Raw genomic sequence first — 23,998 nt, 5'->3', positions numbered from 1 at the left:
ACAATTGTGATTGTCGCAGGTCGTAAGCTGTGCGACGTGACTGATGACCTGCGCGACCAGGTGCACGCAGCAGCCCGCCGCGCCCGCGTCGCCGCCGACGAACTCGTCCTCGCCACCCGTGAGCGCAAGGACGCCGCGCTGCACGAGATGGCTGCCGCGCTCCGCCAGCGCGCGCCGGAGATCATCGAGGCCAACCAGAAGGACCTCGAAGCGGGGAAGGCGGCCGGGCTCCCGGAGGGCATCCTCGACCGCCTCGCGCTCACCGAAGCCCGCATCGAGGGCGTGGCCAAGGGCCTGGAAACCGTTGCGGGACTTGCGGATCCAGTCGGCGAGGTGGTCCGCGGCGGCATTCTCCCGAACGGCCTGGAGCTCCGGAACGTCCGCGTCCCGATGGGCGTCGTCGGCATGGTCTACGAGGGCCGCCCCAACGTCACGGTCGACGCCGCCGGTCTTGCGCTGAAGTCGGGCAACGCCGCGTTGCTGCGGGGTTCCTCGACCGCCGAGCACTCGAACACCACGCTCGTCGCCGTGCTGCGCGATGCACTCGAAAGCGTGAACTTGCCGGCCGACTGCGTGCAGTTGCTGCCGTGCCACGACCGAGCGTCCGTCACGCACCTCATCACCGCGCGCGGCCTGGTCGACCTGGTGATTCCCCGTGGTGGCGCGGGTTTGATCAACGCCGTCGTCGAGCAGGCGACGGTTCCCGCGATCGAGACCGGCGTCGGCAACTGCCACGTGTACGTGGACGCGCACGCCGACCTCGACATGGCCGAGGCCATCGTCCTCAACGCGAAGACGCGGCGCACGAGCGTGTGCAACGCGGCGGAGTCCGTGCTGGTGCACAAGGACGTGGCCGGTGAGTTCGTCCCGCGCATCACCAAGGCGTTGCAGCAGGAGAGCGTGACCATCCACGGCGACGAGCAGTTCGCTCAGCAGCCGAACGTCGTGCCCGCCAACGACGACGACTGGGGCACCGAGTACCTGAGCCTCGACATCGCGGCGAAGGTCGTCGACTCGCTGGACGAAGCGGTGAAGCACATCGCGACGTACGGCTCCGGCCACAGCGAGGCCATCGTGACGAACGACGTCGCGGCAGCACGCAAGTTCACCACGCGTGTGGACGCGGCGGCCGTGTTCGTCAACGCCTCCACGGCGTTCACCGACGGCGCGGAGTTCGGCATGGGCGCGGAGATCGGCATCTCCACGCAGAAGCTGCACGCGCGCGGTCCGATGGGCCTATCCGAGCTGACGTCCTCGAAATGGGTCGTCTGGGGCGAAGGCCACACGCGCCCGAAGGGATAGTGCCTACCTTCGGAGACATGGCTCCCACCTACCCGTTCTCCGAAACCGACGGCCTGGTCCTCGATCCGGCGTACGAACGTCTGCGGCGCGACGAGCCGGTCACGCGCGTGACGTATCCGTACGGCGGCGAGGGCTGGCTCGTCACGTCCTACGAAGAGACGAAGTTCGTCCTGGGCGACGCGAGATTCAGCCGCTCGAGGACGATCGACCTGGACGCGCCGAGGATGCAGCCCCTCATCCCGCCGGGCGGGTCCATCCTCACGCACGACGGCGAGGACCACGCGCGCATGCGACGCCTGGTGTCCAAGGCCTTCACGGTGCGCCGGATCGAGCAGTTGCGCCCACGCGCGCAGGAGATCACCGACGACCTGCTCGACCGCCTGGACAACCCCGGTGACCTGGTCGAGGGCTTCACCCTGCCGTTCCCGATCACGGTCATCTGCGAGCTGCTCGGGGTGCCGTTCGAGGACCGCGCCGACTTCCGCAGGTGGTCGGACCAGGTCCTGGCCACGGTCGGCGGCCACACGCCGGAACAGGCGATGGAAGGCATGCTGAAGCTGCACGCCTACTTCACCGATCTCGTCGCCAAGCGTCGTGCAAGTCCCACGGATGACCTGCTCGGCGCACTCGTCGCCGCTCGTGACAACGACGACCGGCTCAGCGAGGACGAGCTCGTCCGGTTCGGCATCACGCTGCTCGTCGCCGGGCACGAGACGACGGCGAACATGCTCGCCAACAGCGTCGTGACCCTCCTCGACCACCCGGACGCGATGAAGCGCCTGCGGGAGAACCCCGAGCTGCTGCCGAACGCGATCGAGGAGCTGCTGCGGTTCATCCCGCTGGGCAGCGGCGCCGGCTTCACCCGCATCGCCACCGAGGACGTTCAGGTCGGCAACGCGCTCGTGAAGGAAGGCGACGCCGTGCTGGTGGTCCTGTCGTCGGCGAACCGTGACGAGTCGATGTACCCGAACAGCGCCGAACTGGACATCGAACGCGAGGTCGGCCAGCACCTGCAGTTCGGGCACGGCATCCACTTCTGCCTCGGCTCGCAGCTCGCCCGCATGGAACTGCAGGTGGCGCTGTCGGCGTTGCTGCGCCGCATGCCCGGCCTGCGCCTCGAAGAACCTGTCGAGTTCCGCAAGGGTTCGCTGGTCAGGGGCCCGCTGAGGCTGGCAGTGGCCTGGTGAGAAAAATCTTGGGAGATCCGCGTAATGGGGGAGGGGCGCAAGCGTTCCTCCTGTGCGCGGCTCTGCTTCGGGGTGGGCCGCGACCCGAACGGCCCGTCCTCCCCCTGGGCCGTGCGGTGTGATCAGCACGACCGGCGTTGGGTCATGGGAGCGGCCTGACGCCGGTCTACGCTGCTTTGATGCGCATCGGCGTCATGGGTGGCACGTTCGACCCCATTCACCACGGCCACCTGGTGGCCGCCAGCGAGGTGCAGGCCAGGTTCGACCTGGACCGCGTGATCTTCGTGCCGACGGGTCAGCCCTGGCAGAAGTCATCACGGGCGGTCTCCGCCGCTGAGGACCGCTATCTGATGACGGTCATAGCCACCGCGTCCAACCCCCGGTTCTCGGTCAGCCGCGTCGACATCGACCGCGACGGCCCCACGTACACGGTGGACACGCTCTCGGACCTGAAGAAGCAGTACCCGGAAGCTGACCTGTTCTTCATCACGGGCGCGGACGCGCTGGAGCAGATCCTGTCGTGGAAGCGCGCCGCCGACGCGTTCGATCTGGCCCACTTCATCGGTGTCACCCGTCCGGGCTACACGTTGAACGACCACCACCTGCCCCCCGGGGCCGTGTCGCTCGTCGAGGTCCCGGCCATGGCGATCTCCTCCACGAACTGTCGTGCCAGGACAGCGTCGGGTCAGCCCGTTTGGTACCTCGTCCCGGACGGGGTCGTCCAGTACATCTCGAAAACAGGCCTGTACTCCGAGTCGTAACCACGTTCGGGTGGATTTCGCGTGCATCCGTGGCCTCGGGAAGCAACAATCAGCGGGTTGTTGCTGGTTCGTGGAAGGCAAGACTTTGGCTACAGGCACCGTGAAGTGGTTCAACGCCGAAAAGGGCTTCGGCTTCATCGCGCCCGACGACGGCTCGGCAGACGTCTTCGTGCACTACTCGGAGATCCAGTCCAAGGGTTTCCGTTCGCTCGAGGAGAACCAGAAGGTCGAGTTCGAGGTCGGTCAGGGCCAGAAGGGGCCGCAGGCCCAGCAGGTCCGCCCCCTCTAAGCTTCGGCGCAGGTGAAGGCCACCTCAGGGCGCTGAGGTGGCCTTCGTCATGCCCGCGTGTGAAGTACCCGTTGGCGCGCGCCGGTACCCTCAGTAACTCGTGTGGGCGTATCGACGCCCGCCGGAAGTCAGAGGAGTGACGTGGCAGCCACCGACGAGGCACGACGGCTGGCGCTGGTCGCGGCGAACGCAGCGGCCGACAAGAAGGCGCACGACGTGACGGTGCTCGACGTCTCCGACCAGCTCGTGATCACGGACGTGTTCGTGATCGCGTCCGCTCCGAACGAGCGGCAGGTCGGCGCGATCGTCGACAACATCGAGGAGAAGCTGCGGGAGGCCGGTACGAAGCCGGTTCGCCGCGAAGGGGCCCGTGAGGGCCGGTGGGTGCTGCTGGACTTCGTCGACGTCGTGGTGCACGTGCAGCACGTCGAAGAGCGCAGCTTCTACGGCCTGGAGCGGCTGTGGAAGGACTGCCCGCGCATCGAGTTCGAAGCGGACGTTCCCGCCGACTCCACGGCTGAATGAGGTAGCAGATGGCCCTGAGCCGGCTCGTGCTGTGGCGGCACGGTGAGACCGACTACAACGCGACCGGACGTCTGCAGGGTCATCTGGACTCGGCGCTCACCGAGACCGGCTTGAACCAGGCCCGCTTCGCCGTCCCGGTGCTCGCCGGGTTCGAGCCGGAGATCGTGGTCGCCTCCGACCTGCAACGCGCGCGCGACACCGCACGGGTGTTCACGACCTCGGCGGACGTCCCGTTGCGGATCGACGAGCGGCTGCGCGAGACGCATCTCGGCAAGTGGCAGGGCCTGTCCACGGCCGAGGTGGAGCAGGAGTGGCCAGGTGCGATCACCGTGTGGCGCACCGACCCGACCTACACGCCGCCGGACGGTGAGTCGCGCGTCGAGGTGGCCGAGCGAGCCATCCAGGTCGTCAACGAGGTGGACGCGGAGTTCTCCGAGACCGTCCTGTTGTGCGCGCACGGTGGCCTGATCAGCGCTTTGACCGGGCGGCTGCTCGACCTGCCGGTGGCGAACTGGTCGCAGCTCGGCGGCATCTCGAACTGCCACTGGACCGTGTTCACCCGCCGCAACGACCGGTGGCGGCTGTCGTCGTACAACGCGGGCACCACGCGTTGAGACTGCTCGTCCTGGGCGACTCGTTGTCGTTCTTCGGGCCGTCCGGACCGCTGCCCGCTGACCACCCCCGGTTGTGGCACAACATCTGTGCCGCGTCTTTGGGCGGATCCGCGGAGCTGGCGGCCGGGTTCGGGTGGACGGCGCGTGACGCCTGGTGGGCGTTGACCGGGGACCCTCGGATCTGGTCGTTGCTGCCCACCACGGACGTGCTCGTGTTCGCCGTGGGCAGCATGGACACCTTGCCGTCGCCCTTGCCCACGTACCTGCGTGAGGGGCTGCGTTATGTGCGGCCGGACTGGTTGCGGCGGTGGGTGCGTGCTCGCTACACGGCGGCTCAGCCTCTCTTGGCGCCTTACGCGCGCGTGGCGTTGCCTGCTGCATTGACCGCGCGGTATCTGCGGGACTCGCTGCAGTCGGTGCGCAATCTCGAGTACACGATGCCGGCGGTGGGGATCGTGCCGTCGGTGCATCGGGCGCCTTCGTACGCGTTCGTGCATCACGGGCACGCGGCTGCGGTTTCGGCCGTGCGTGGGTGGGCCGCACGTGCGGACGTGCCCCTGCTCGACCTGCCCGCCGTGATCGGGGACCACGTGCGGTCCGGCGCCGGAAATCCGGACGGGATGCACTGGGGCTGGGAAGGGCACGAACTGGTGGGCAAGGCGATGGCCGCGCTGATCTCGTCCGTGGCGTTGAGTCCCTCGGAGGAGTGAGGGCCGTAGGCTCGTCGCTCGTGCGCATCTCCATCGTCACCGACTCCACGGCATACCTGCCCGAGGGGTTCGCGAAGCGCCATTCGATCACCGTGGTGCCGTTGCACGTGGCGGTGGACGGTGCCGGACGCCTTGATGGCGTCGACTTCGGTCCGGCCGAGCTGGCTGGGGCGTTGGGCGAGCACCGCCGGGTGACCACGTCACGGCCGACACCGGGCGAGATGGCCGCCGTGTACCGGGACGTGTTGTCGTCCTCGGACGCGATCGTGTCCGTGCATCTCTCTCGTGAGTTGTCCGGGACGTGGGAGGCCGCGCGTCTGGCGGCCGAAGAGATCGATCCTTCCCGCATCCGCGTCGTCGACTCGCGGTCGACGGGCATGGGGCTCGGTTTCGCGGTGTTGGGCGCGTGCGCGGCCGTTGCCGCCGGGCGTTCGCATTCCGCCGTGGAGGAGGCTGCTTCGGCCGCTGCCTCTCAGACCCGGATGTTCTTCTGCCTCGAGACCCTGGACCACCTGCGCCGGGGTGGCCGGATCGGCGCGGCGGCGGCTCTGGTGGGGACCGCGCTGGCCGTGAAGCCGTTGCTGCACATGGATGACGGCCGGATCGTACCGCTGGAGAAGGTGCGCACGATGAGCCGTGCCGTCGGCCGGCTGGTCGACCTCGCGGCCGCCGCGGCGGGCGACGGCCCGGTGGGGCTGGCCGTGCACCACCTGGCGGCTCCCGACCGGGCCGCCGAACTGGCGACCCGCCTGGACGAACGCCTGCCGGGCTCGACGGGTTGCGTGATCTCGGAGGTGGGTGCGGTGATCGGCGCGCACACCGGTCCGGGCGTGCTGGGCGTCGTGGTGCTGCCGGGAGGACCCGACATGCTCCCACAGACCCCCGACAATTCCCCGTCTCCCAGTGGCGAGTGATCGCGACCTGTCCACAACCCGCGAGTAATCCACAGACCCGGAGTTCACCCCACCTCCCCACCCGTCCCGCTCCGTAACGTCGCCCGCATGTTCCCCCGCCCCCATCCGGACGACCGCCCGAGCGAACGCCTGGCAGCCCTGGCCGCCAAGGTGAAAGCCGAACCGGCCCTCGTCTTCGCCCGCTCAGAAGACTCCGACGAACACGGCCCGCCCCGCCGCCGCTTCCGCCTGCCCCGCCGAGGTTTCCTCGCCATCGGTGTCGCGGTGGCCTGCACCGTGATCGGCCTGGCCACCTGGTGGCAGGGCCCGGAGGCCGAACCCGCCCCCGACCTCGCTCTGGTGAGCACCACGGCCCCGGCCCCCGAACTGGTCGTGAACGTGGTCGGCGAGGTGACGACGCCAGGCCTGGTCACCGTCACCTCCGGGGCCCGCGTGGCGGACGCCATCCGGCTCGCCGGCGGTCTCAAGCCGGGCATCGACCTCCACAACCTGAACCTGGCCCGCAAACTCACGGACGGCGAACAGGTGGCCGTGGGCATTCCGCCCCCAGCTCCCGCCGGCTCCGTCGGGGCTGTTGGCTCTGCGTGGTCTGTCGGCTCGAAGCTGAACCTGAACGCCGCCACGGCCGCCGAGCTGGACGCACTCCCCGGCGTGGGCCCGGTGACGGCTCAACGAATCATCGACCACCGCACCCGCAAGGGCCCCTTCGCGTCGGTCGACCAACTGCGCGAGATCGACGGCATCGGCGACTCCAAACTCGCCAAGCTGGCCGACCTCGTCCACGCCTGACCCTCGAGCTCCCCGCAGGCATCCAGCCCTGGAGGAAGTCATGCCGTCTGTACGCATCACCAGCCAAGCCGCCCAGCTCGTGCGACGCCCGCGCGTCGACCTCATGTGGCACGACCCCGCAGGCCGCCTGCCGCTGGTCGAGCCTCCCCAACCTCGCCAGGGCAGCCCGACCTGTGACCCCACGCGTGTGAAACGGGGGAGGCGCCGGTGGTCCGCCGACATCCGGTAACCCAGGACTACCGGCTCGTCCCGGCCGCCGCCGCGGTGTGGGCGACGGCCGCGGCCGGTCTCTTCCTCAGCTGGCAGGCGGCAGTTCTCACCGGTCTGGCCGCCGGAGCCGTCGGCCTCGCCGCGTGGCGCCGAGCCTGGTGGACGAAGACCTGCGCTATAGCCCTGCTGATCTCCGGCCCGGTCGCCGCGGCCTGGGTGGGAGGGCACGTGCTGCGAGCCGAGACCCACCCGCTTCGCTTGGCCGCCAACGAAGGCCGCAGCACCACCCTGATCGTCGAGCTCACCACCCGGCCGCGAGGCATCAGGGCGGCGGGATTCGGCGGCCACCAGGCAGGCGTGGACCACGTGGTCCTCACCGCGACCGCGAACGGTGCCCAGCTGGTGCTGCTCGCTCCGGCCGACCGGTGGCGTGATCTGTTGCCGGGCCAGCAGGTCACGGTCAAGGGCTCGCTGGCGCCGCCACGGGGTGGCGACCTGGCGTCGGCGCTGTTGCGGGTGCGCGGGCCGCCGATCGATCCGCAACCCGCCCCGGCCTGGCAACGCTGGGCGGACGGACTTCGCGACGGCCTGCGTGAGGCCAGCGGGGTGCTCGACGCCGAGGAAGCAGGGCTGCTGCCCGCGCTCGTGGTGGGCGACACCGATCGGATGGTGCCGCGCATCGTGGACGAGTTCCGCACCGCGGGTCTGGCCCACCTGCTCGCGGTCAGCGGGGCGAACCTCGCCATCGTGTGCGGCGCGGTGTACCTGCTGCTGCGGCGGCTCGGGCCGCGAATGGCGGCCGTGGCGGCGATGGTGGCGCTCGTCGGGTTCGTGGTCCTGGCCGGACCTGAGCCCAGCGTGTTGCGGGCGGCCGTCATGGGTGTCGTCGCGTTGCTGGCGTTGGTGCTGGGGCGGGAACGCTCGGCGTTGCCGAGTCTCGCGACCGCCGTTGTGGTGCTGGTGCTGGTCGATCCCGCACTCGGTGGAGAGCCGGGGTTCGCGTTGTCGGTGGTGGCGACGGCGGCGCTGGTGCTCGTGGCGCCGAAGTGGGCGCGGGCGCTGAAGGCACGCGGTGTGCCGGGCGGGCTGGCTGAGGCGATCGTGGTGCCCACGGCCGCGAGCCTTGCCACGGCTCCGCTGGTTGCCGGGCTGTCCGGCGAGGTCAGCCTGGTGGCGGTGGTCGCCAACCTGGTCGCCGGGCCAGTGGTCGCGCCGGCGACGGTGCTGGGGGTGCTGGCGGCGGTCGTCGCGCCGCTGTACCCACCGGCGGCCGAAGTGGTGGTGCACGTCGCGGGACCGGCGGTGACGTGGCTGGTCCTGGTCGGGCGGCAGGCGGCGGGCGTGCCTGGTGCGTCGGTCGCCTGGCCTGAGGGCTGGGTGGGGGCGTTCGCACTCGCCGTGGCGGTGGTGGTCGCGGTGTTGTTGCTGCGATTCAAGAAGACGCGGGCGCTGGTGGTCGCGGTGCTCGTGGGCGGGTTCGTGGTGCTGGTGCCGCTGCAGGTGGTGGCGCCGGCGTGGCCGCCGGCCGGGTGGAAGGTCGTCAGCTGCGACGTGGGTCAGGGCGATGCGCTCGTCCTGGCGACGGACGACAGCGACCGCGCGGTGGTGGTCGACACCGGGCCCGATCCCGGTGCCGTTGACCGGTGCCTGAAGACGTTGGGAATCAAGCGGATTCCGCTGGTCGTGCTGACGCATCTGCACGCGGATCACGTTGGCGGCCTGCCGGCCGTGCTCACCGGGCGTGCGGTGGGTGCGGTGGCGGTGGGGCCGTTGAAGGAGCCCGCGTGGGCGTGGCGGGAGGTCGGCGTGCAGGCCCGTGCGCGTGGTGTGCGGGTGCTGGAGCCGAAGGCGGGCGAACGGTTCGCCTGGCCTGGACTGGAAGTGGAGGTGATGGGACCGCGACGGCCGCCGGTCGCCGCGGACACGAACACGACGGTGAACGACTACTCGCTCGTGCTCAGGGCGCACACGGCGGCCGGCCGGGTGTTGCTCACCGGTGACGTCGAGCTGGCCGGTCAGGCGGCGTTGCTGGGCGAGCGGGATCTGAGAGCCGAGGTGCTCAAGGTGCCGCATCACGGTTCGCGGTACTCGTTGCCCGCGTTCCTCAAGGCCGTCAGGCCGCGGGTCGCGCTGGTGAGCGTCGGCACGGGCAACCGCTACGGGCACCCGAGCCCGCACGTGATCGACGAGTTGCGGGCGGGAGGCGCAGTGGTGTTGCGCACGGACAAGGACGGCGACCTGGCTGTGTTGCCGGGAAACCGAATCGTACGAAGGAGAAGAGAGTGCAAGACGACGTCTGGATCAGGCTGCACGACGCGCGCTACCCGATTTCCGGTAGTGGGCCGGGGTTCGCGTGGGCGATGTGGCAGATGGGGTACACGGCGAGCCCGTGGCCCCACGACGAACTCAAACCCGATTTCGGTTACTACATCTGCGAAACGCTCGGCGATGGCACGCGCGCGCTCACCTACCGGGCGACAGCCACGCACGTGTTGCCGCCGACCAAGGCCGCCACACCGGAGGAGGCTTACGACCTGGTGGCGGAGTCCGTGTTCGACGATGGCATGCGGATCGCCCCGCACGTGTGGCAGGACTACCACTACAACGTGCTGAAGGCGGAATCCCCGTGGCCGCAACGGGTTGTGGCGTGGCGCGCGGATGTGAAACCGATCGGGCCGCACGTGCTGGACAGCGTGCAGCGCTTTCCGCGCACCGGCTGGGTCAAGACGGACGCGATCTCCTTCTGAACCAAGGAGATCGCGTCCGGGGGGAGGTGACCAGCGCTGTGACCGCCAACCTTTGCCGCGTCTTCCGGCGCTCAGCAGGGCGCGATGCACCCGTCCGACCACCGAAATACGGGGCAAAGGCCGACGGTTACCGCACTATCCCAGTGCGTTGATGACGGCCTCGGCCGACGGCGGCACCGTCGCGCGCGGGCCGATCGTGTCGCCGAGCGCGTCGAGGGTCTTCAGGCCGTCGCCGGTGATCAGCAGCACGGTCTCGGCGTCGGGGTCGAGCTGGCCCGACTCGAACAGCTTCTTCGCCGTCGCGACGGTCACGCCGCCGGCGGTCTCGGCGAAGATGCCCTCGGTGCGGGCGAGGAGCTTGATGCCCTCGACGACCTCTTCGTCGGTCACGTCCTCGATGGCGCCGTTCGTGCGGCGGACCGCGTCGAGCACGTACGGGCCGTCGGCCGGGGCGCCGATCGCCAGTGAGCGGGCGATGGTGTCCGGGCGGACCGGGCGGATGACGTCGTGGCCCGCCTTGAAGGCGGCGGAGATCGGCGAGCAGCCGGTGGCCTGGGCGCCGAACACGCGGTACGGCGTGGCTTCGACCAGGTCGAGCTGGCCGAGCTCGCGGAACGACTTGTCGACCTTGGTCAGCTGCGAGCCGGACGCGATCGGCACGACGATCTGCTCGGGCAGGCGCCAGCCGAGCTGTTCGGCGACCTCGTAGCCGAGTGTCTTCGAGCCCTCCGCGTAGTACGGGCGGACGTTGACGTTCACGAACGCCCAGTCGTCGTGCTCCGCGGCGAGTTCCTGGGCGAGGCGGTTCACGTCGTCGTAGTTGCCGTCGACGGCGATCAGGGCACCGTCGTAGACGGCGCTCATCAGGATCTTGGCGCGCTCGAGATTGGAGGGAACGAGAACGACGGACTTCCAGCCCGCGCGGGCGGCGGCCGCGGCGACGGCGTTCGCCAGGTTGCCGGTGGACGGGCAGGCCAGCACCTTGAAGCCGAGCTCGCGGGCCGCGGCGAGCGCGACGCCGACCACGCGGTCCTTGAAGGAGTGGGTGGGGTTGCCGGTGTCGTCCTTCACCCAGATCTTGCGGACGCCCAGGGCCTTGGCGAGGTTGTGCGCCTCGACCAGGCGGGTGCCGCCGGGATCGGTGTTCGGGTGCTGTTCCACAGTGGACGGAACGGGGAGAAGGCCGCGGTAGCGCCAGATCGACCTGGGGCCGGCTTCGATGTCCTCGCGCCGGATCTTGCCGAAGTCGTAGGCCACTTCCAGCGGCCCGAAACACTCCAGACAGGCGTACTCAGGAGCGAGAGGAGTCTCATTTCCGCACTCACGGCACAGCAGTGCGCGGGCGGGGCCGAGGTCGAAGGTGGTGCTCGTGGGCACAGTGACAGCAGTCATCGCGAGGTATCTCCTCATCTTTCCCGCGAAATCGAACGGGTCGGAATTGGCACCGTGATCGCCAGCGCGTAGCGCTGTCGCCGGTTGCCGGGGCTTCGTCGGGCCGTTCCCTCTGCCCCTCTGGATGAGCGGTATTCAGTTGTGGTGGTGCTCGTACTCCCCGGCAAAGTTACGGCAATGTCCGTTGCTCAGCCACCAACGTCCACGATCCGGGACGTGGGAAGATGCGGAGCGTGAGCGCACCGGAGTCACTGCACCTCGTCGTCGGCGAGGAGGAGTTGCTGGTCGAACGTGCTGTTCGAGCGGCGCTCGAGGCCGCACGCACGGTCGATCCGACCGCCGACCTGACCCGTGTGCAGGTGACTGATCTCACGCCTCCCGAGCTGGCCGAACTCGTCAGCCCCTCGCTGTTCGCGGAGGGCCGGGTGATCGTTCTGCAGAACGCGCAGGACATCGGCAAGGAGGTCGCCGACACGGTGCTCTCCTACGTCAAGGCGCCCGCGGACGGGGTCACGCTCGTTGTCCTGCACACGGGCGGTGGGCGCAGCAAGGCGGCCAAGGACCTGCCCGGCCAGCTGAAGAAGGCCGGGGCCGCGGTCACCGAGTGCGGCAAGGTCACCAAGCCCGGTGACCGTGAGGCGTTCGTGCGCAACGAGGTGCGGCAGGCGGGCGGCAAGATCGACGCCGAGGCCGTCGCCACGCTCATCGACGCGGTGGGCACGAACCTGCGCGAGCTCGCCGCGGCGGCGTCGCAGCTGGTCTCGGACGCCGACGGCAAGGTGACGGTCGAGGAGATCCGGCGCTACCACCAGGGCAAGGCCGAGGTGACCGGGTTCGCCGTCGCGGAGAAGGCGGTCACCGGTGACCGGGCGGGCGCCATGGAGGCGCTGCGCTGGGCCATGCAGCTGGGCGTGCCGCACGTGCTGGTCGCGGACGCGCTCGCGGACGCGGTGCGCACGGTCGCGCGCGTGACCGCGGTGGGCCGGGCCGACCCGTTCAGCCTGGCCGGGCCGCTGGGCATGCCGCCCTGGAAGATCAAGAAGGCGCAGGCTCAGGCCCGCGGCTGGGACCCGAGCGGGCTCGCCGACGCGATGCAGATCGTCGCGGGGCTCAACGCGGACGTGAAGGGCGTGGCGGCGGACGCCGACTACGCGCTGGAGCGCGCCGTGCTCCGGATCGTGGCGGCACACCAGCGCCGGTGACTACCTGCGCGGGATCCCGATCAGGTACTGGGCTCCGGTGAAGCCCGGTTCGACGCCGATCGTCCAGGCGAACGACTCGGTGCCGGTCAGGCCGTCGACCATCTGCCGCAGTTCCGCGCGCCCGTACATGCGCAGGAACGACACGACGCTGTCGAAGAACATCATGAACGGCAGCACCGGCACGACGTAGGTCAGCGCCAGCCGCAGGAGGTAGCGCGGCAGGGGATTGCGCTGGAACGGCGCCGAAAGCAGCACCGCCAGCGTGGTCAGGAACGGGAAGAGCAGGACGTAGAGGAACGACCGTTTGGTGTCCACGACGACGATCGGTGATCGGGTGTCGACGGCGTTCTGCAGCATGCGCCGGGCCAGTGGCGGCGGGAAGTGGTGGAAGGCGCCGTAGATCGTGCGCGTCCCCTCCACCCGGCAGTCGGTGGCGTCGACCGACTCGGAGACGTAGTCCACCGAGCAGCACGAATCAGGCAGCCGCCGGCGGTTCTCGGCCTGGACGCGCTGGAACGCGGGCACGTTCGGCACCAGGTCGGTCAGCGTCACCTGGGTGTGGACGCCCTCCTCGTGCAGCCTGCGCTGGATGAGCGGCACCGGCCCGCCCGACCCCGCGCACAGGTCGACGATCCGGTGATCCGCACCGGAACGCAGAGCCAGCGACAACGGGCGTGAGTACTCCCGCGCGGCGTCCGTCAGCCGGTAGATGAACGCGATGGACTCCGTGTGCAGGGTGCGCAGCACGGGCGGAGTGCCGTCGAGGTCGTGCAGCTCGACGAAGTCAATGCGTGGGAGCGATTCCATGGGTTCTATCCCTACCGCGCAACCGGACCGGCAGTCCATCCGCAGGAGTGGGCACGCCACGGCGGTTCCACGGCACCTCGTAGCCGGGCTCGACCGACCACTCGTAGCGCTCCAGCAGCTGGGCCATGACGGCGTTCACCACGGCGGTGGCGAAGTGCATGCCGATGCAGTGGTGCACGCCGCCACCGAACGGCGTCCAGGCGTACCGGTGCGCCTTGTCCTCGGCGCGATCGGGAGCGAACCGCAACGGGTCGAACACCGATGGCTGCGACCACACCCCGGGCATGTGGTGGCTGAACTGCAGGATGGGCATGACGTAGGTACCGGCGGCCAGCGGGTGGCCCAGCACGGTGGTCGGCCGCACGGCCCGGCGGGCCAGCTGCCCCAACGGCGGCATGAGGCGCAGCGACTCCTTGCGCACCAGCTCCAGGGCCGAGCCGTCCTCGCGGCAGCGCTGCTGCCACTCAGGGTGTCCGGCCAGGTGGTAGATGATCGAGGTCAGCGCGCTCGCGGACGTGTCCCGCGCGGCCAGCAGCAACAGGATCATGTGGTTGACCACGTCCTGAGCGGTGAACTGCTCGCCGTCCTCGGTCACTGCCGCGCAGAGCATGCTGAGCAGGTTGTCGGCCGGCCCGCCGGACGCACGCCGCTCCTCCACCCACGCGCCGAAGATCTCCTCCAGGCGGCGCCGTGCGGCGATGCCACGGGCCCAGGGGAGCCCTGGCACGGCCACGCGCAGCGGTGAGTACGACGCCTGCAGGCACGCCTCGAACATGCGGTGCACCTCGTCGGCCGCAGCCCCGAGGCCGGAGCCGGTGAGCACCTCGGAGGTCATGGTGAAGATCATCGACTGGATCGCCGGAGCGATCTCGAACGTCCCGTCGGCAGGCCACGAGGCGAGGTCACGGGTGATGGCCGGGTTCATCCGGTCCAGGTAGGCGCTGATCCGGGCGGGCAGGAACGCCTGCTGCATGATCCGCCGGTGGAGCCGGTGCTCGTCACCGTCGAGCAGCAACAGCCCGCGGTGGAAGAACGGGCCGACGAACTTGCTCCAGCCCTCGGCGCTCGAGAACGCCCTGTCGCGGTTGAGCAGCACTTCCTCGATGGCGTCGGGCCCGAGCACCACGGCCATCTTCCGCACCCCGAACATCGGCAGCACGGAGACAGGCCCGTGCCGTTCGTAGTGCTGCTGCGTCCACGCGACCGGCGAGCGCATGTACTCCAGCGTGTCGCCGAGGAAAGGCACCTTCATGACCGGACGCTGACAGGCCAGGCCGGCGCGACGCCATCGAAACAGCGAAAAGGGCCCACTTCGCGGAGGAAGTGGACCCTTTTCAGGAAGCTCTACAAGAGCTCAGCGATGCTCAGCCAGCGAGCTTGTTGGCGCGCTGGGCCATCGCCGACTTCTTGTTGGCGGCCTGGTTGGCGTGGATGACGCCCTTGGTGGCGGCCTTGTCGAGCTTGCGGGACGCGTCCTGCAGCAGCTCCAGGGCCTTCGCCTTGTCACCGGCCTCGGCAGCCTCGCGGAACTTGCGGATGGCCGTCTTCAGGGACGACTTGACCGACTTGTTGCGAAGGCGAGCCTTCTCGTTGGTCTTGATCCGCTTGAGCTGGGACTTGATGTTCGCCATGCGACATCACCCTTCATGTCGAAACCGGAGTTCGTGACGCGCTTTGTCGGCACCAGCCAAAGGCTGGTTCTCCTCCACGGCGGAGCGCCGCGCGTTCACGACGACGAAGGATATCAGGCCAGCTCAGCGGACCGTGAACCCGGCCTTCTCCGCCCCCACCACGGCCTCGTAACCACCGCGAGCCACCTCACGCCGCCCGTCACCGTTCACATCGCCGACGGTCAGCGCCAGCTGCGCGAGTTTGAACGACACCTCGACCTGCTTCGACTGTCCCGCAGCGAGTTCCACGCGGGTGAAGCCCACCAGCCGAGCGTCCGGCGTGAGCACCGGCGACGCCGGCTGACGCACGTAGACCGGCACCACAACAGTGCCCGCGCGGCCTCCGGTGTTCGCCACCGTGAACTTCACCACGCCGTTCTCGCGGGTCGTCGACGCCGTCACGCCCGAGGTCGCGAACGTCGTGTACGACAGCCCGTGCCCGAACGCGTAGAGCGGGTCGTACTTCGCGGCGGCCGACGTGTTCGCACCCGGCAGTTGGTCGTAGGTCAGCGTCGGGTCGCCCAGCGCCTTCGGCCACGACACCGAGAGCTTGCCGCTCGGGTTCACCGCGCCGAACAGCACGTCGGCGATCGCCCGGCCACCCTCGCTGCCCGGCAGCCAGCCCGCGACCAGCGCGTTCGCGTCCGCGGCCGCCCCGAGCACCTGCGGGCGGGCGGTGAGCAGCACCACGACCACCGGCTTGCCGGTCGCCTGCACCGCGTCCACCCACGACTGCTGGTCCGGGGTCAGCACCGGGTTCTCCGTGTCGGCAGGACCCTCAGCCCCGGGCTTCTCGCCAAGCACGACGACAACCGCGTCCGCACCGGCAGCCTCGGTCACCGCGGCGGCAGGCGTGGCCGCGTGCACCACGGACGCACCGGGAACGGCCTCGCGCACACCGGTCAGCACGGTCGCGGTCGGCGGCAACGGCGAGTCGTCCGGCACGCCCTGCCACTCGACGGTCCAGCCACCGAGCTGGCGCCGCACGTCGTCCGCGGTCTCACCGGTCACGACGATCTTCTTCGCGGCCGGGGACAACGGCAGCACGCCGTCGTTCTTCAGCAGTACGGTGCCCTCGGCGGCCGCCTGACGGGCCAGCCCGCGATCGGCGTTCACCACGTTGCCGTCGGCCTTCGCCGGGTCGACGTACGGCTTCTCGAACAGCCCCAGGTCGAACTTGAGCTTCAGGACCCGGCGCACCGCCTGGTCGATCCGCCCACGCGACACCGAACCGTCACGCACGTTCGCCAGCAGCAACGAGGTGAACTCGGCCGCGTTCGACGGCTCCATCGCCATGTCCACACCGGCGTTGACGCTCATCGCGATCGCCGTCTTGTAGTCCGGCGCGACCTTGTGCCGGTCCACCAGGTACTTCATGTCCTGCCAGTCGGAAACCGCGACGCCCTTGAACCCCATCTTGTCGCGCAGCTGCGTCTGCAGCATGTACTTCGACGCGTGCACCGGCACACCGTTGATCGACCCAGAATTGATCATCACCGTGCGGACACCCGCGTCGAACTGCGCCTGGAACGACGGCAGCACGACGTCCTGCAGCTGCCGCACCGGAATCTGAGCGGCCGAGCGGTCGTGCCCGTTCGCCGGCGCCGAGTACCCCGCGAAGTGCTTTGCGGTGGCGGTCAGCTGCGCCGTGTCGTCCACACGGGACTGCTGCCCGCGAACGTTCGCGGCGGCCAGCTGCCCGGCCAGGAACGAGTCCTCGCTGTAGGTCTCGTAGAAGCGTCCCCAACGGGTGTCACGCGCGATGTCCGAGACCGGCGCGAAGTTCCAGAACACACCGGTGGCGCGCAACGCCTTCGATGCGGACACGCCGATCTGCTCCTGCAGACCGGGGTTCCAGGTCGCGCCGAGCCCGATCTGGTGCGGGAACATCGTCGCGGCGATCACGTTGTTGTGCCCGTGCACGCCGTCCGCGCCGTAGATGATCGGGATCTTCAACCTGTTGTTCTCCAACGCATAGCGCTGGATGGCGTTGTTCATCTCCGCCCACGCCTTGGGCGTGTTGTCCAACGGCGCGTCACCACCGCCGGACAGGATCGAGCCCACGTGGGCGTCCGACAGCACCGCCTTCAGGCACGACTCCACCAACGGGCCGTTGGCGTTGTTGCAGTCACCGCGCAGCTTTCCCACGCGGATCTGCGCCATCTGCCCGATCTTCTCCTCGAGCGTCATTCTCCGCAGCAGGTCCTCAGTCCGCCGCTCCGATGACGCCCGACCGTCCAAATAGATCTCTTTACCAGCCGCCTGACCGCCAGCCTGGGTCAGCGACGCGATGAGCACAGCAACGCCAAGCGAGCCGAAAACGGCACGCTTGCGGGAGAACAAAGACAAGACTCCTCCACGATCCCGTGCGCCCGCCGCACACGATCGCGTGGACACCTCCACCGAAAACACCTCCAAAAGGAGGAACTCCGTGGAAGCGGTTTCATGCTGGTGAAACGCCTGTTCAGCCCCCCAGCAAGCTGCGCGTCAAAGCCTGTTTTTCATCGAGCAGTTCACCCAGTGCGGCCGAGATCGTGGCTTCGTCGAGCCGCACGCGTCCGGTGGGCTGATCGTCGAGCGCCAGCAGCGTCGCCCGCCGCACGAGCTCCTTCACGAACGACGCCGTCACGCCCTTGCTCGCCGCCACGATCGCCGACGCGTCCGGCAGGTCGAGCGAAGTACCGGCCGCGTAGAGCCGCAGCAGCCGTTCCCGGCCAACGGCGTCCGGCAACGGCACCCGCATCGCGAGGTCGATGCGCCCCGGCCGTTCGGACAGCGCCTTCTCCATGACCTCCACGCGGTTCGTGGTGAGCACGAACGTCACGTCCGCCTCGGACCCGATGCCGTCCATCTCGTTCAGCAGCTCGAACAAAGCCGGGTTGCCGTCCATGGTGTGCTGGCGGTCCTCGGCGATCAGGTCGACGTCCTCGACCACGATCACCGACGGCGCGAGCTGCCGCGCGAGTGCGGTCGCGGCACGCAGGTACCGGAACATCGCCACACCGCTGAGCAGCAAGACGGTTGTGGATTCCAGCCGCCCCATCAGGTACCGGATGGTGTGCGTCTTGCCGGTGCCGGGCGGGCCGTAGAGCAGCAGGCCGCGCTTCAGGTGCTGACCGTGCGCCCGCAGACGTTCGCTCTGCGACGCGGTGCGCACGACGTGGCGTTCGATCGAGTCGAGCACGCCGTCGGGCAGCACCACGTCCTGCGCCCGCAACGTCGGCCGCGGCAGGAACGTGAGCAGCTGGTTCCCGCGGTGTTCACTCACCCCGAAGGCCATCACCTGCCCGCGGAACAGGTCGTGGGCGCGCATGTGGTCTTCGATCGCCTCGCGCACGGCGGTCGCGGCCTCCCTGGACGAGGCCAGCACCTGCAGCGCGCACCGGAAGTCGCCGCGTTCCTCGATCGGGCCCTGGACCGCGACCACGACCGGGCCGCCGTCCGGCGCGACAGTGGCGACCAGGCCCAGTTGCACCGCCTCGATCGCGGTGTCCGGGCCGGTCGCCACGGTCATGTAGTCCACCGCACCCAGCTCGTAGGTGAAGGGGGACCCGTTGCCCGCGCTCAGCATGTCCACGAGGGACATGTGAGAGCGGTTTCCGATGATGCCGTGCCACTGCGCCTCTGGGGAGTGCTCGGCGAGGTACGCCTCGATGCCGCGGTGCACGTTCGCGTGCTCCCAGCCCTCGAACCTCGCCGTCACTGTCGGCACCTGCGGCATCGGGCACCCGATGTGCTCGGTGATCATCCGGGTCAGCGTCGACTCCGCACCCGCGGCCACCACGGTCCTGGCCTCGTCGAGCAACCCCTGCAGAGCCGCCGCGAGCGCCCTCGCGTCGGAGAATGGGAGATCCACCCACTCCACCGTACTCATCAATCGGGTGGCTCGTCCGGTTCGTCTGCCTGCTGTTTCTTGGGCGGCCGTCCCCGGCGAGGCATCTTCTTCGCCTCACCGGGCAGCCGGCCGGCCTCCGCCAGTGCACGCCGCAGCAGGAACTCGATCTGCGCGTTGGTGCTGCGCAGCTCGTCGTTCGCCCACCTGCTCAACGCGTCGTGCACGGCCGGATCGAGCCGGAGCAGAACGCTTTTGCGGTCAGCCATCAGGTGTAGAGGGAACCGGCGTTCACCACGGGCTGAGTGGATCGATCACCGCACAGGACGACGAGCAGGTTCGAGACCATCGCCGCCTTGCGCTCCTCGTCGAGTTCGACGACGTCGTGCTCGGCCAGCTTGGCGAGTGCGAGCTCCACCATGCCGACGGCTCCTTCCACGATCCGCGACCGTGCCGCCACGACCGCGCTCGCCTGCTGCCGCTGCAGCATCGCGTGTGCGATCTCCGGCGCGTACGCGAGGTGCGTGAGCCGCGACTCGATCACCTTCACGCCCGCGGACTGCACTCGCGCGGCGATCTCGATCGAGAGCGTCTCGGTGATCTCGTCCGCGTTCTCCCGCAACGAGAGCCCGGCTTCCTCGTGGTTGTCGTACGGGTAGCTGTTCGCGATGTGCCGCACGGCGGTCTCGGTCTGGATGCCGACGAACCGCACGAAGTCGTCCACCTCGAACCGGGCGCGGGCGGTGTCCTCGACCTGCCACACCACCACGGCGGCGATCTCGATCGGGTTGCCGTCCGCGTCGTTGACCTTGAGCGCGGACGTCTCGTGGTTGCGGATCCTGGTCGAGATCTTCTCCCGCGTGTTGAACGGGTTCACCCACCGCAGACCGTCCGTGCGCACCGTGCCCACGTAACGGCCGAAGAACTGCTGCACCCGCGCCTCACCCGGCGCCACCGTGAAGAGGCCCCTGAACACCAGCGCCCCCGCCAGGAACAGCAGTATCCCCACGATCAGGAGTCCCGCCGACGGGTCGTTGTTGTCGGCGGCCTTGAGCCCCTCGATGAACGTCCATGCAGCCACCGCGACCAACACCACCCCTCCGAAGAACATGGGCAGACCGGACAGGTCCCGTGCGCGCTTCTCCCGCACCACGGGTGCCGGCATCTGCACTGTCGTGTCCACAACCGCGCTCATTCAGACCCCCTATCGAAGTAGTAGCTAAGTGATATCACTTTTCCGGGGTGATCGCCAGTTAGGCTGGCTCGTATGAGGGCGAAGAAGCAGCGCGTGGCTGCGTATGGGGTGTGCATCAACGAGAACGACGAGATCCTGCTCGCGCGCTGGCTCGGCACGAACGGCAAGCGCTGGATCCTGCCCGGCGGCGGCATCGACCACGGCGAGCACCCGCACGACGCGGTGATCCGCGAGTTCGACGAGGAGACCGGCTTCGAGATCGAGGTGCTGCGGCTGCTCGGCATCGACTCGGAGTTCCGCGAGGAGCCCGACCGCGACTACCACGCGTTGCGGATCCTGTACGAGGTCCGGATCGTCGGCGGCGAGCTGCGGCACGAGGTGGACGGCACGACCGACCTCGCTCAGTGGCACCCCGTCGCAGACATCGGACAACTGGAGCGGGTGCCATCGGTCGATACGGCCCTTAGCTTGTATCGAACTACCCCACCTGCTGGAATTTTGCGGTAGCTTGGCCCTACCGCCGCCAGCTAGCCACCACAGGAGTTGGCGAATGATCCGATCACTGGCCGTTGTGGGCACGGCCGCCCTGCTGTCGTCCTTCGTCCATTTGCCTGCCTACGCGGCTGTCGTAGGCGTGTCGAGCGTGTCCTCCCTGCAGACCGCTGTCGACACCGCCCGGCCCGGCCAGAAGGTCGTGCTCAAGGCCGGCCTGCACCGGGTCGATCAGCCCGTCAAGATCACGCGTTCCGGCATCACCATCGCGGCCGCCTCCGTCGGCGACACCGTGCTCACCGGTGGCCGGGCCTTCGAGTTCGGCGACGTCAAAAGCGTGACCATCGAGGGCTTCGTCTTCGCGGGCGAGAGCACGCTGGACGTCCCGCCGCAGGCGCAGGCGACTCGCATCACGCGCAACACGTACTCCGGCAACAAGGACGGCGCCTCGCTCAGCGTCAGCGCCGACGACGTCCAGATCGACCACAACACGTTCCAGAACCGGACCAACGAGGGCGTGTACCTGCAGATCACCGGTCCGGGCAGTGAGATCGCCAAGCGATCGCACATCCACCACAACTACTTCTACAACCACCAGTTCACCGGTGCGAACGGCGGCGAGTCGATCCGGCTCGGCTACAGCCACAAGCAGTCGAAGTCGGCGAACGCGATCGTCGAGTACAACCTGTTCGAGAAAGCCGACGGCGACGCCGAGGCCATCTCGATCAAGTCGTCGGACAACACCGTCCGCTACAACACGATCCGCAACAGCAAGGGCTACATCGTGCTGCGCCACGGCCACCGCACCACGGTCGAGGGCAACCTGCTGTTCAACAGCGGCATCCGCTTCCACGGCAACGACCACAAGATCATCAACAACTACGTGGAGAGCACGAAGGACCGCGCGATCGTGTTCGGTTCGGGCAAGGAGGCGGACTCCGGGCCGACGTCGAAGCTGCACGACCGGCCGGACCGCGTGACGGTCGCGTTCAACACGCTGGTCGGCACCGGTGCGGTCGTCGACAGCGACGGCGGTGACTTCAAGCCGAAGGACTGCGTGCTCGCGAACAACGTCATCAAGGGCTCGTCGGGTGGCGTCGTCTCCATGCACAGCGGTTCGACCGTGAAGTACGAGGGCAACGTCATCTGGGGCGGTACCGGCGGCAGCATGCCGTCGTCCGGCTACAAGTCAGCCGACCCGAAGCTGGTGCGGGACGCGAACGGACTGCTGCGCCTCGCCTCGGGCAGCCCGGCGATCGACGCGTCTGCCGGCACCTACTCCTACGTGACGCGTGACTTCGACCCGCAGTCGCGCTCCGGCAAGCCGGACGTGGGTGCGGACGAGTACAGCTCGTCGGCGGTCCGCAAGCCGCTGACGAAGGCCGACGTCGGCGTCTCGGCGCCATGAGCGTCCTCTTAGTGGGCCTGTTGATCGCGGTGGGTGCGGTTGTGCCCGCGCCCACCGCGGTCATCAGGGTGACGAGCTTGGCCGCCATGCAGACGGCGTTGGACTCCGCTTCGCCCGGTGACCGGATCGAGCTGGCGGACGGCTCCTACACGTCGTCGGCGGCGATCACGATTCGCCGCCCCGGCGTCACGGTCGCCGCGGAACACGTCGGACGGGCGCAGATTCGCGGCAAGGCGGGCTTCGTCTTCGCCGGCGGCGTCTCGCAGGTCGTGATCGAGGGCTTCGACCTGCGGCACGACGGACGGCTCGCGGTGCCGGTCGGGGTGAACCGGGTGCGGATCACGCGGAACACGTTCGAGCTGAACGTGCCGGTGGTACCGGACGACGCGGGTGGCTTCGTCGAGGTGAACGGCGACGACGTCGAGGTGGACCGCAACACGTTCCAGAACCGCACGAACGAGGGTGTCTACCTGCACGTCGGTGGCCCCAAGGGCGGTATGGCGAAGCGGACGTGGGCGCACCACAACTACTTCTACAACCACCGGTTCTCCGGCGGCAACGGCGGTGAGTCGGTGCGCATCGGCAACAGCGACCGGCAGAAGGGGTCCGCCAACACGTTGCTCGAGAACAACCTCTTCGAGAAGGCGAACGGCGACTCCGAGGCGATCTCGGTCAAGTCGTCGGACAACATCGTCCGGCACAACACCCTGCGCGACAGCCGCGGCTTCCTGGTGCTGCGGCACGGCGACCGCACCGTGGTGGACGGCAACATCCTGCTGGGCACCGGCATCCGGTTCCACGGCAACGACCACCGCATCATCAACAACTACGTCGAGGGCAACCGCGACCGGCAGATGGTGTTCGGGTCGGGCAAGGAAGCCGACTCGGGGCCGACGTCGAAGCTGCACGACCGGCCGGACCGGGTGACGGTCGCGTTCAACACGCTGATCGGCACCGGTGCGGTGGTGGACAGCGATGGCGGGGCTTTCCTGCCGAAGGACTGCGTCCTGTCCAACAACATCATCACCGGGTCGTCCTCGAAGTTCGTGGACATGAAGTCCGGGTCCACGGTCAGGTACGAGGGCAACATCGTGTTCGGTGGCGCGGCCGGCATGCCTTCCGGCGGCTATCGGACCGTCGACCCGCGGTTGGTGCGGGACTCGGCCGGATTGCTGCGCCTGTCCTCGGCGAGCCCGGCCGTGGACGCGTCTGCTGGCTCGTTCCCCTATGTGTCTGCGGACTTCGATCCGCAGCCTCGGGTGGGGAAACCCGATGTCGGGGCGGATGAGTACAACGCCGCCGCGGTGCGTCGTCCGCTCACCCGTGCCGACGTCGGGCCCTCAGCGCCTTGATTTCGCAGGTCAGTGGGGGTTCCCGCGCTTAGGGGACCCCCCGATTTGGAGATCGAAACACCCCCGTGTAATGTTCTCCAAGTCAGAGCGACACGGGCCGGAAAACAAGTCGGAACGAGCCTGACAACACAAGCCCCGGAAGTAAGTCAGCGAAAAGCTGATGTGACTGCGGTGTGCGCGTGTTCTTTGAGAACTCAACAGCGTGCCGATAACACAGCCAGTAATATATGAATTACCTCCTCGTCGAGGTAATTCCTTTGAGAAGATAGATTGCCAGACATATTCCGTCTGGAGCGATCAACACAATCCTTATTGGAGAGTTTGATCCTGGCTCAGGACGAACGCTGGCGGCGTGCTTAACACATGCAAGTCGAGCGGTAAGGCCCTTCGGGGTACACGAGCGGCGAACGGGTGAGTAACACGTGGGTAACCTGCCCTGTACTCTGGGATAAGCCTTGGAAACGAGGTCTAATACCGGATACGACCTTCTACCGCATGGTGGAGGGTGGAAAGTTCCGGCGGTATGGGATGGACCCGCGGCCTATCAGCTTGTTGGTGGGGTAATGGCCTACCAAGGCGACGACGGGTAGCCGGCCTGAG

The 23,998-nt window shown here is 68.6% G+C and carries 23 protein-coding genes, 1 rRNA gene and 1 riboswitch; of the genes, 16 read left to right on the top strand and 8 right to left on the bottom strand.

Annotated features, from left to right (window positions below):
- Positions 1-36: 36 nt before the first annotated feature.
- The 11 genes from ACIA8G_RS18320 (at position 37) to ACIA8G_RS18270 (ending at position 10,048) form a co-directional block, all read left to right on the top strand.
- A complete protein-coding gene (locus tag ACIA8G_RS18320; RefSeq protein WP_396419712.1) occupies positions 37-1,302 on the top strand; it encodes a glutamate-5-semialdehyde dehydrogenase in 1,266 nt (421 codons plus the stop codon).
- 17 nt (positions 1,303-1,319) lie between these two features.
- Positions 1,320-2,489 (top strand): cytochrome P450, encoded by a 1,170-nt coding sequence (locus ACIA8G_RS18315; RefSeq protein WP_396419711.1) that lies wholly within the window; start codon positions 1,320-1,322, stop codon positions 2,487-2,489.
- A gap of 179 nt (positions 2,490-2,668) precedes the next feature.
- On the top strand, positions 2,669-3,250 hold the full coding sequence (gene nadD / locus ACIA8G_RS18310; RefSeq protein WP_396419710.1) for a nicotinate-nucleotide adenylyltransferase: 582 nt from the start codon (positions 2,669-2,671) through the stop codon (positions 3,248-3,250).
- An 85-nt stretch (positions 3,251-3,335) separates the two neighbouring features.
- Positions 3,336-3,539, top strand: a complete 204-nt coding sequence (locus ACIA8G_RS18305) for a cold-shock protein (RefSeq protein ID WP_030468099.1) — start codon at positions 3,336-3,338, stop codon at positions 3,537-3,539.
- A 141-nt stretch (positions 3,540-3,680) separates the two neighbouring features.
- Entirely contained in the window at positions 3,681-4,064 is a 384-nt protein-coding gene (rsfS, locus tag ACIA8G_RS18300; RefSeq protein ID WP_030468098.1) for a ribosome silencing factor, read from the top strand.
- Positions 4,065-4,072: 8 nt separating this feature from the next.
- Positions 4,073-4,678 (top strand): histidine phosphatase family protein, encoded by a 606-nt coding sequence (locus tag ACIA8G_RS18295; protein ID WP_396419709.1) that lies wholly within the window; start codon positions 4,073-4,075, stop codon positions 4,676-4,678.
- Positions 4,675-5,388, top strand: a complete 714-nt coding sequence (gene octT / locus ACIA8G_RS18290) for a diglucosylglycerate octanoyltransferase (protein WP_396419708.1) — start codon at positions 4,675-4,677, stop codon at positions 5,386-5,388. The genes ACIA8G_RS18295 and octT overlap by 4 nt, the downstream gene beginning before the upstream one ends.
- Positions 5,389-5,408: 20 nt before the next feature.
- Positions 5,409-6,302 (top strand): DegV family protein, encoded by an 894-nt coding sequence (locus ACIA8G_RS18285; protein ID WP_396419707.1) that lies wholly within the window; start codon positions 5,409-5,411, stop codon positions 6,300-6,302.
- Positions 6,303-6,389: 87 nt separating this feature from the next.
- Positions 6,390-7,091 carry a helix-hairpin-helix domain-containing protein gene (locus ACIA8G_RS18280; RefSeq protein ID WP_396419705.1) on the top strand — a complete coding sequence of 234 codons (702 nt, stop codon included), beginning with the start codon at positions 6,390-6,392 and terminating at the stop codon, positions 7,089-7,091.
- Positions 7,092-7,298: 207 nt separating this feature from the next.
- On the top strand, positions 7,299-9,914 hold the full coding sequence (locus ACIA8G_RS18275) for a DNA internalization-related competence protein ComEC/Rec2 (RefSeq protein ID WP_396419704.1): 2,616 nt from the start codon (positions 7,299-7,301) through the stop codon (positions 9,912-9,914).
- The gene (locus tag ACIA8G_RS18270) at positions 9,866-10,048 is read left to right on the top strand and encodes a hypothetical protein (protein ID WP_396419703.1); all 183 of its coding nucleotides are present in this window, start codon (positions 9,866-9,868) and stop codon (positions 10,046-10,048) included. Before ACIA8G_RS18275 ends, ACIA8G_RS18270 begins: the two co-directional genes overlap by 49 nt.
- 135 nt (positions 10,049-10,183) lie before the next feature.
- Here ACIA8G_RS18270 and thrC read toward each other — a convergent pair whose 3' ends face one another.
- Positions 10,184-11,440 carry a threonine synthase gene (thrC, locus tag ACIA8G_RS18265; RefSeq protein ID WP_396419702.1) on the bottom strand — a complete coding sequence of 419 codons (1,257 nt, stop codon included), beginning with the start codon at positions 11,438-11,440 and terminating at the stop codon, positions 10,184-10,186.
- Between the two features lie 11 nt (positions 11,441-11,451).
- Positions 11,452-11,571: riboswitch (SAM riboswitch) on the bottom strand.
- 93 nt (positions 11,572-11,664) lie between these two features.
- Between thrC and holA the strand changes: the two genes are divergently transcribed.
- Entirely contained in the window at positions 11,665-12,642 is a 978-nt protein-coding gene (gene holA, locus ACIA8G_RS18260) for a DNA polymerase III subunit delta (RefSeq protein WP_396419701.1), read from the top strand.
- Here holA and ACIA8G_RS18255 read toward each other — a convergent pair whose 3' ends face one another.
- The 7 genes from ACIA8G_RS18255 to ACIA8G_RS18225 form a co-directional block, all read right to left on the bottom strand.
- Complete coding sequence (locus ACIA8G_RS18255; RefSeq protein WP_396419700.1) at positions 12,643-13,449, bottom strand: hypothetical protein; 807 nt, start codon at positions 13,447-13,449, stop codon at positions 12,643-12,645.
- Entirely contained in the window at positions 13,427-14,701 is a 1,275-nt protein-coding gene (locus ACIA8G_RS18250; RefSeq protein ID WP_396419699.1) for a cytochrome P450, read from the bottom strand. The genes ACIA8G_RS18255 and ACIA8G_RS18250 overlap by 23 nt, the downstream gene beginning before the upstream one ends.
- Before the next feature lie 112 nt (positions 14,702-14,813).
- Positions 14,814-15,080, bottom strand: a complete 267-nt coding sequence (gene rpsT / locus ACIA8G_RS18245) for a 30S ribosomal protein S20 (RefSeq protein WP_396419698.1) — start codon at positions 15,078-15,080, stop codon at positions 14,814-14,816.
- 123 nt (positions 15,081-15,203) lie between these two features.
- Positions 15,204-17,309: a glycoside hydrolase family 3 N-terminal domain-containing protein gene (locus tag ACIA8G_RS18240; RefSeq protein ID WP_396419697.1), complete on the bottom strand. Its 2,106-nt coding sequence runs from the start codon at positions 17,307-17,309 to the stop codon at positions 15,204-15,206.
- A 274-nt stretch (positions 17,310-17,583) separates the two neighbouring features.
- Positions 17,584-18,975, bottom strand: a complete 1,392-nt coding sequence (locus ACIA8G_RS18235) for an AAA family ATPase (protein WP_396419696.1) — start codon at positions 18,973-18,975, stop codon at positions 17,584-17,586.
- A 17-nt stretch (positions 18,976-18,992) separates the two neighbouring features.
- Positions 18,993-19,220, bottom strand: a complete 228-nt coding sequence (locus tag ACIA8G_RS18230; RefSeq protein WP_396419695.1) for a hypothetical protein — start codon at positions 19,218-19,220, stop codon at positions 18,993-18,995.
- Positions 19,220-20,146 carry an SPFH domain-containing protein gene (locus tag ACIA8G_RS18225; protein WP_396419694.1) on the bottom strand — a complete coding sequence of 309 codons (927 nt, stop codon included), beginning with the start codon at positions 20,144-20,146 and terminating at the stop codon, positions 19,220-19,222. The genes ACIA8G_RS18230 and ACIA8G_RS18225 overlap by 1 nt, the downstream gene beginning before the upstream one ends.
- 93 nt (positions 20,147-20,239) lie before the next feature.
- Here ACIA8G_RS18225 and ACIA8G_RS18220 point away from each other — a divergent pair, with 93 nt between their 5' ends.
- From ACIA8G_RS18220 to ACIA8G_RS18205, 4 genes are all read left to right on the top strand, one after another.
- A complete protein-coding gene (locus tag ACIA8G_RS18220) occupies positions 20,240-20,653 on the top strand; it encodes an NUDIX hydrolase (protein ID WP_396419693.1) in 414 nt (137 codons plus the stop codon).
- A gap of 43 nt (positions 20,654-20,696) precedes the next feature.
- Entirely contained in the window at positions 20,697-22,046 is a 1,350-nt protein-coding gene (locus ACIA8G_RS18215; protein ID WP_396419692.1) for a polysaccharide lyase 6 family protein, read from the top strand.
- Positions 22,043-23,398: a polysaccharide lyase 6 family protein gene (locus ACIA8G_RS18210; RefSeq protein WP_396419691.1), complete on the top strand. Its 1,356-nt coding sequence runs from the start codon at positions 22,043-22,045 to the stop codon at positions 23,396-23,398. The genes ACIA8G_RS18215 and ACIA8G_RS18210 overlap by 4 nt, the downstream gene beginning before the upstream one ends.
- 309 nt (positions 23,399-23,707) lie before the next feature.
- A 16S ribosomal RNA gene (locus ACIA8G_RS18205) occupies positions 23,708-23,998 on the top strand; the annotation flags it as partial.

Origin of the sequence: Lentzea sp. NPDC051213 (assembly GCF_044455585.1) — a bacterium.
Classification (GTDB): domain Bacteria; phylum Actinomycetota; class Actinomycetes; order Mycobacteriales; family Pseudonocardiaceae; genus Lentzea.
This window is presented reverse-complemented; position numbering and strand designations above follow the sequence as displayed.

What these genes read in the sequence shown, in the direction of transcription:
- ACIA8G_RS18240 (WP_396419697.1), bottom strand. Translation starts at nt 17,309, where the DNA reads ATGACGCTCGAGGAGAAGATCGGGCAGATGGCGCAGATCCGCGTGGGA.
- ACIA8G_RS18295 (WP_396419709.1), top strand. Translation starts at nt 4,073, where the DNA reads ATGGCCCTGAGCCGGCTCGTGCTGTGGCGGCACGGTGAGACCGACTAC.
- ACIA8G_RS18210 (WP_396419691.1), top strand. Translation starts at nt 22,043, where the DNA reads ATGAGCGTCCTCTTAGTGGGCCTGTTGATCGCGGTGGGTGCGGTTGTG.
- nadD (WP_396419710.1), top strand. Translation starts at nt 2,669, where the DNA reads ATGCGCATCGGCGTCATGGGTGGCACGTTCGACCCCATTCACCACGGC.
- ACIA8G_RS18215 (WP_396419692.1), top strand. Translation starts at nt 20,697, where the DNA reads ATGATCCGATCACTGGCCGTTGTGGGCACGGCCGCCCTGCTGTCGTCC.
- ACIA8G_RS18280 (WP_396419705.1), top strand. Translation starts at nt 6,390, where the DNA reads ATGTTCCCCCGCCCCCATCCGGACGACCGCCCGAGCGAACGCCTGGCA.
- thrC (WP_396419702.1), bottom strand. Translation starts at nt 11,440, where the DNA reads ATGACTGCTGTCACTGTGCCCACGAGCACCACCTTCGACCTCGGCCCC.
- ACIA8G_RS18250 (WP_396419699.1), bottom strand. Translation starts at nt 14,701, where the DNA reads ATGAAGGTGCCTTTCCTCGGCGACACGCTGGAGTACATGCGCTCGCCG.
- ACIA8G_RS18255 (WP_396419700.1), bottom strand. Translation starts at nt 13,449, where the DNA reads ATGGAATCGCTCCCACGCATTGACTTCGTCGAGCTGCACGACCTCGAC.
- ACIA8G_RS18225 (WP_396419694.1), bottom strand. Translation starts at nt 20,146, where the DNA reads ATGAGCGCGGTTGTGGACACGACAGTGCAGATGCCGGCACCCGTGGTG.
- ACIA8G_RS18270 (WP_396419703.1), top strand. Translation starts at nt 9,866, where the DNA reads ATGCGGATCGCCCCGCACGTGTGGCAGGACTACCACTACAACGTGCTG.
- ACIA8G_RS18315 (WP_396419711.1), top strand. Translation starts at nt 1,320, where the DNA reads ATGGCTCCCACCTACCCGTTCTCCGAAACCGACGGCCTGGTCCTCGAT.
- ACIA8G_RS18230 (WP_396419695.1), bottom strand. Translation starts at nt 19,220, where the DNA reads ATGGCTGACCGCAAAAGCGTTCTGCTCCGGCTCGATCCGGCCGTGCAC.
- holA (WP_396419701.1), top strand. Translation starts at nt 11,665, where the DNA reads ATGCGGAGCGTGAGCGCACCGGAGTCACTGCACCTCGTCGTCGGCGAG.
- rpsT (WP_396419698.1), bottom strand. Translation starts at nt 15,080, where the DNA reads ATGGCGAACATCAAGTCCCAGCTCAAGCGGATCAAGACCAACGAGAAG.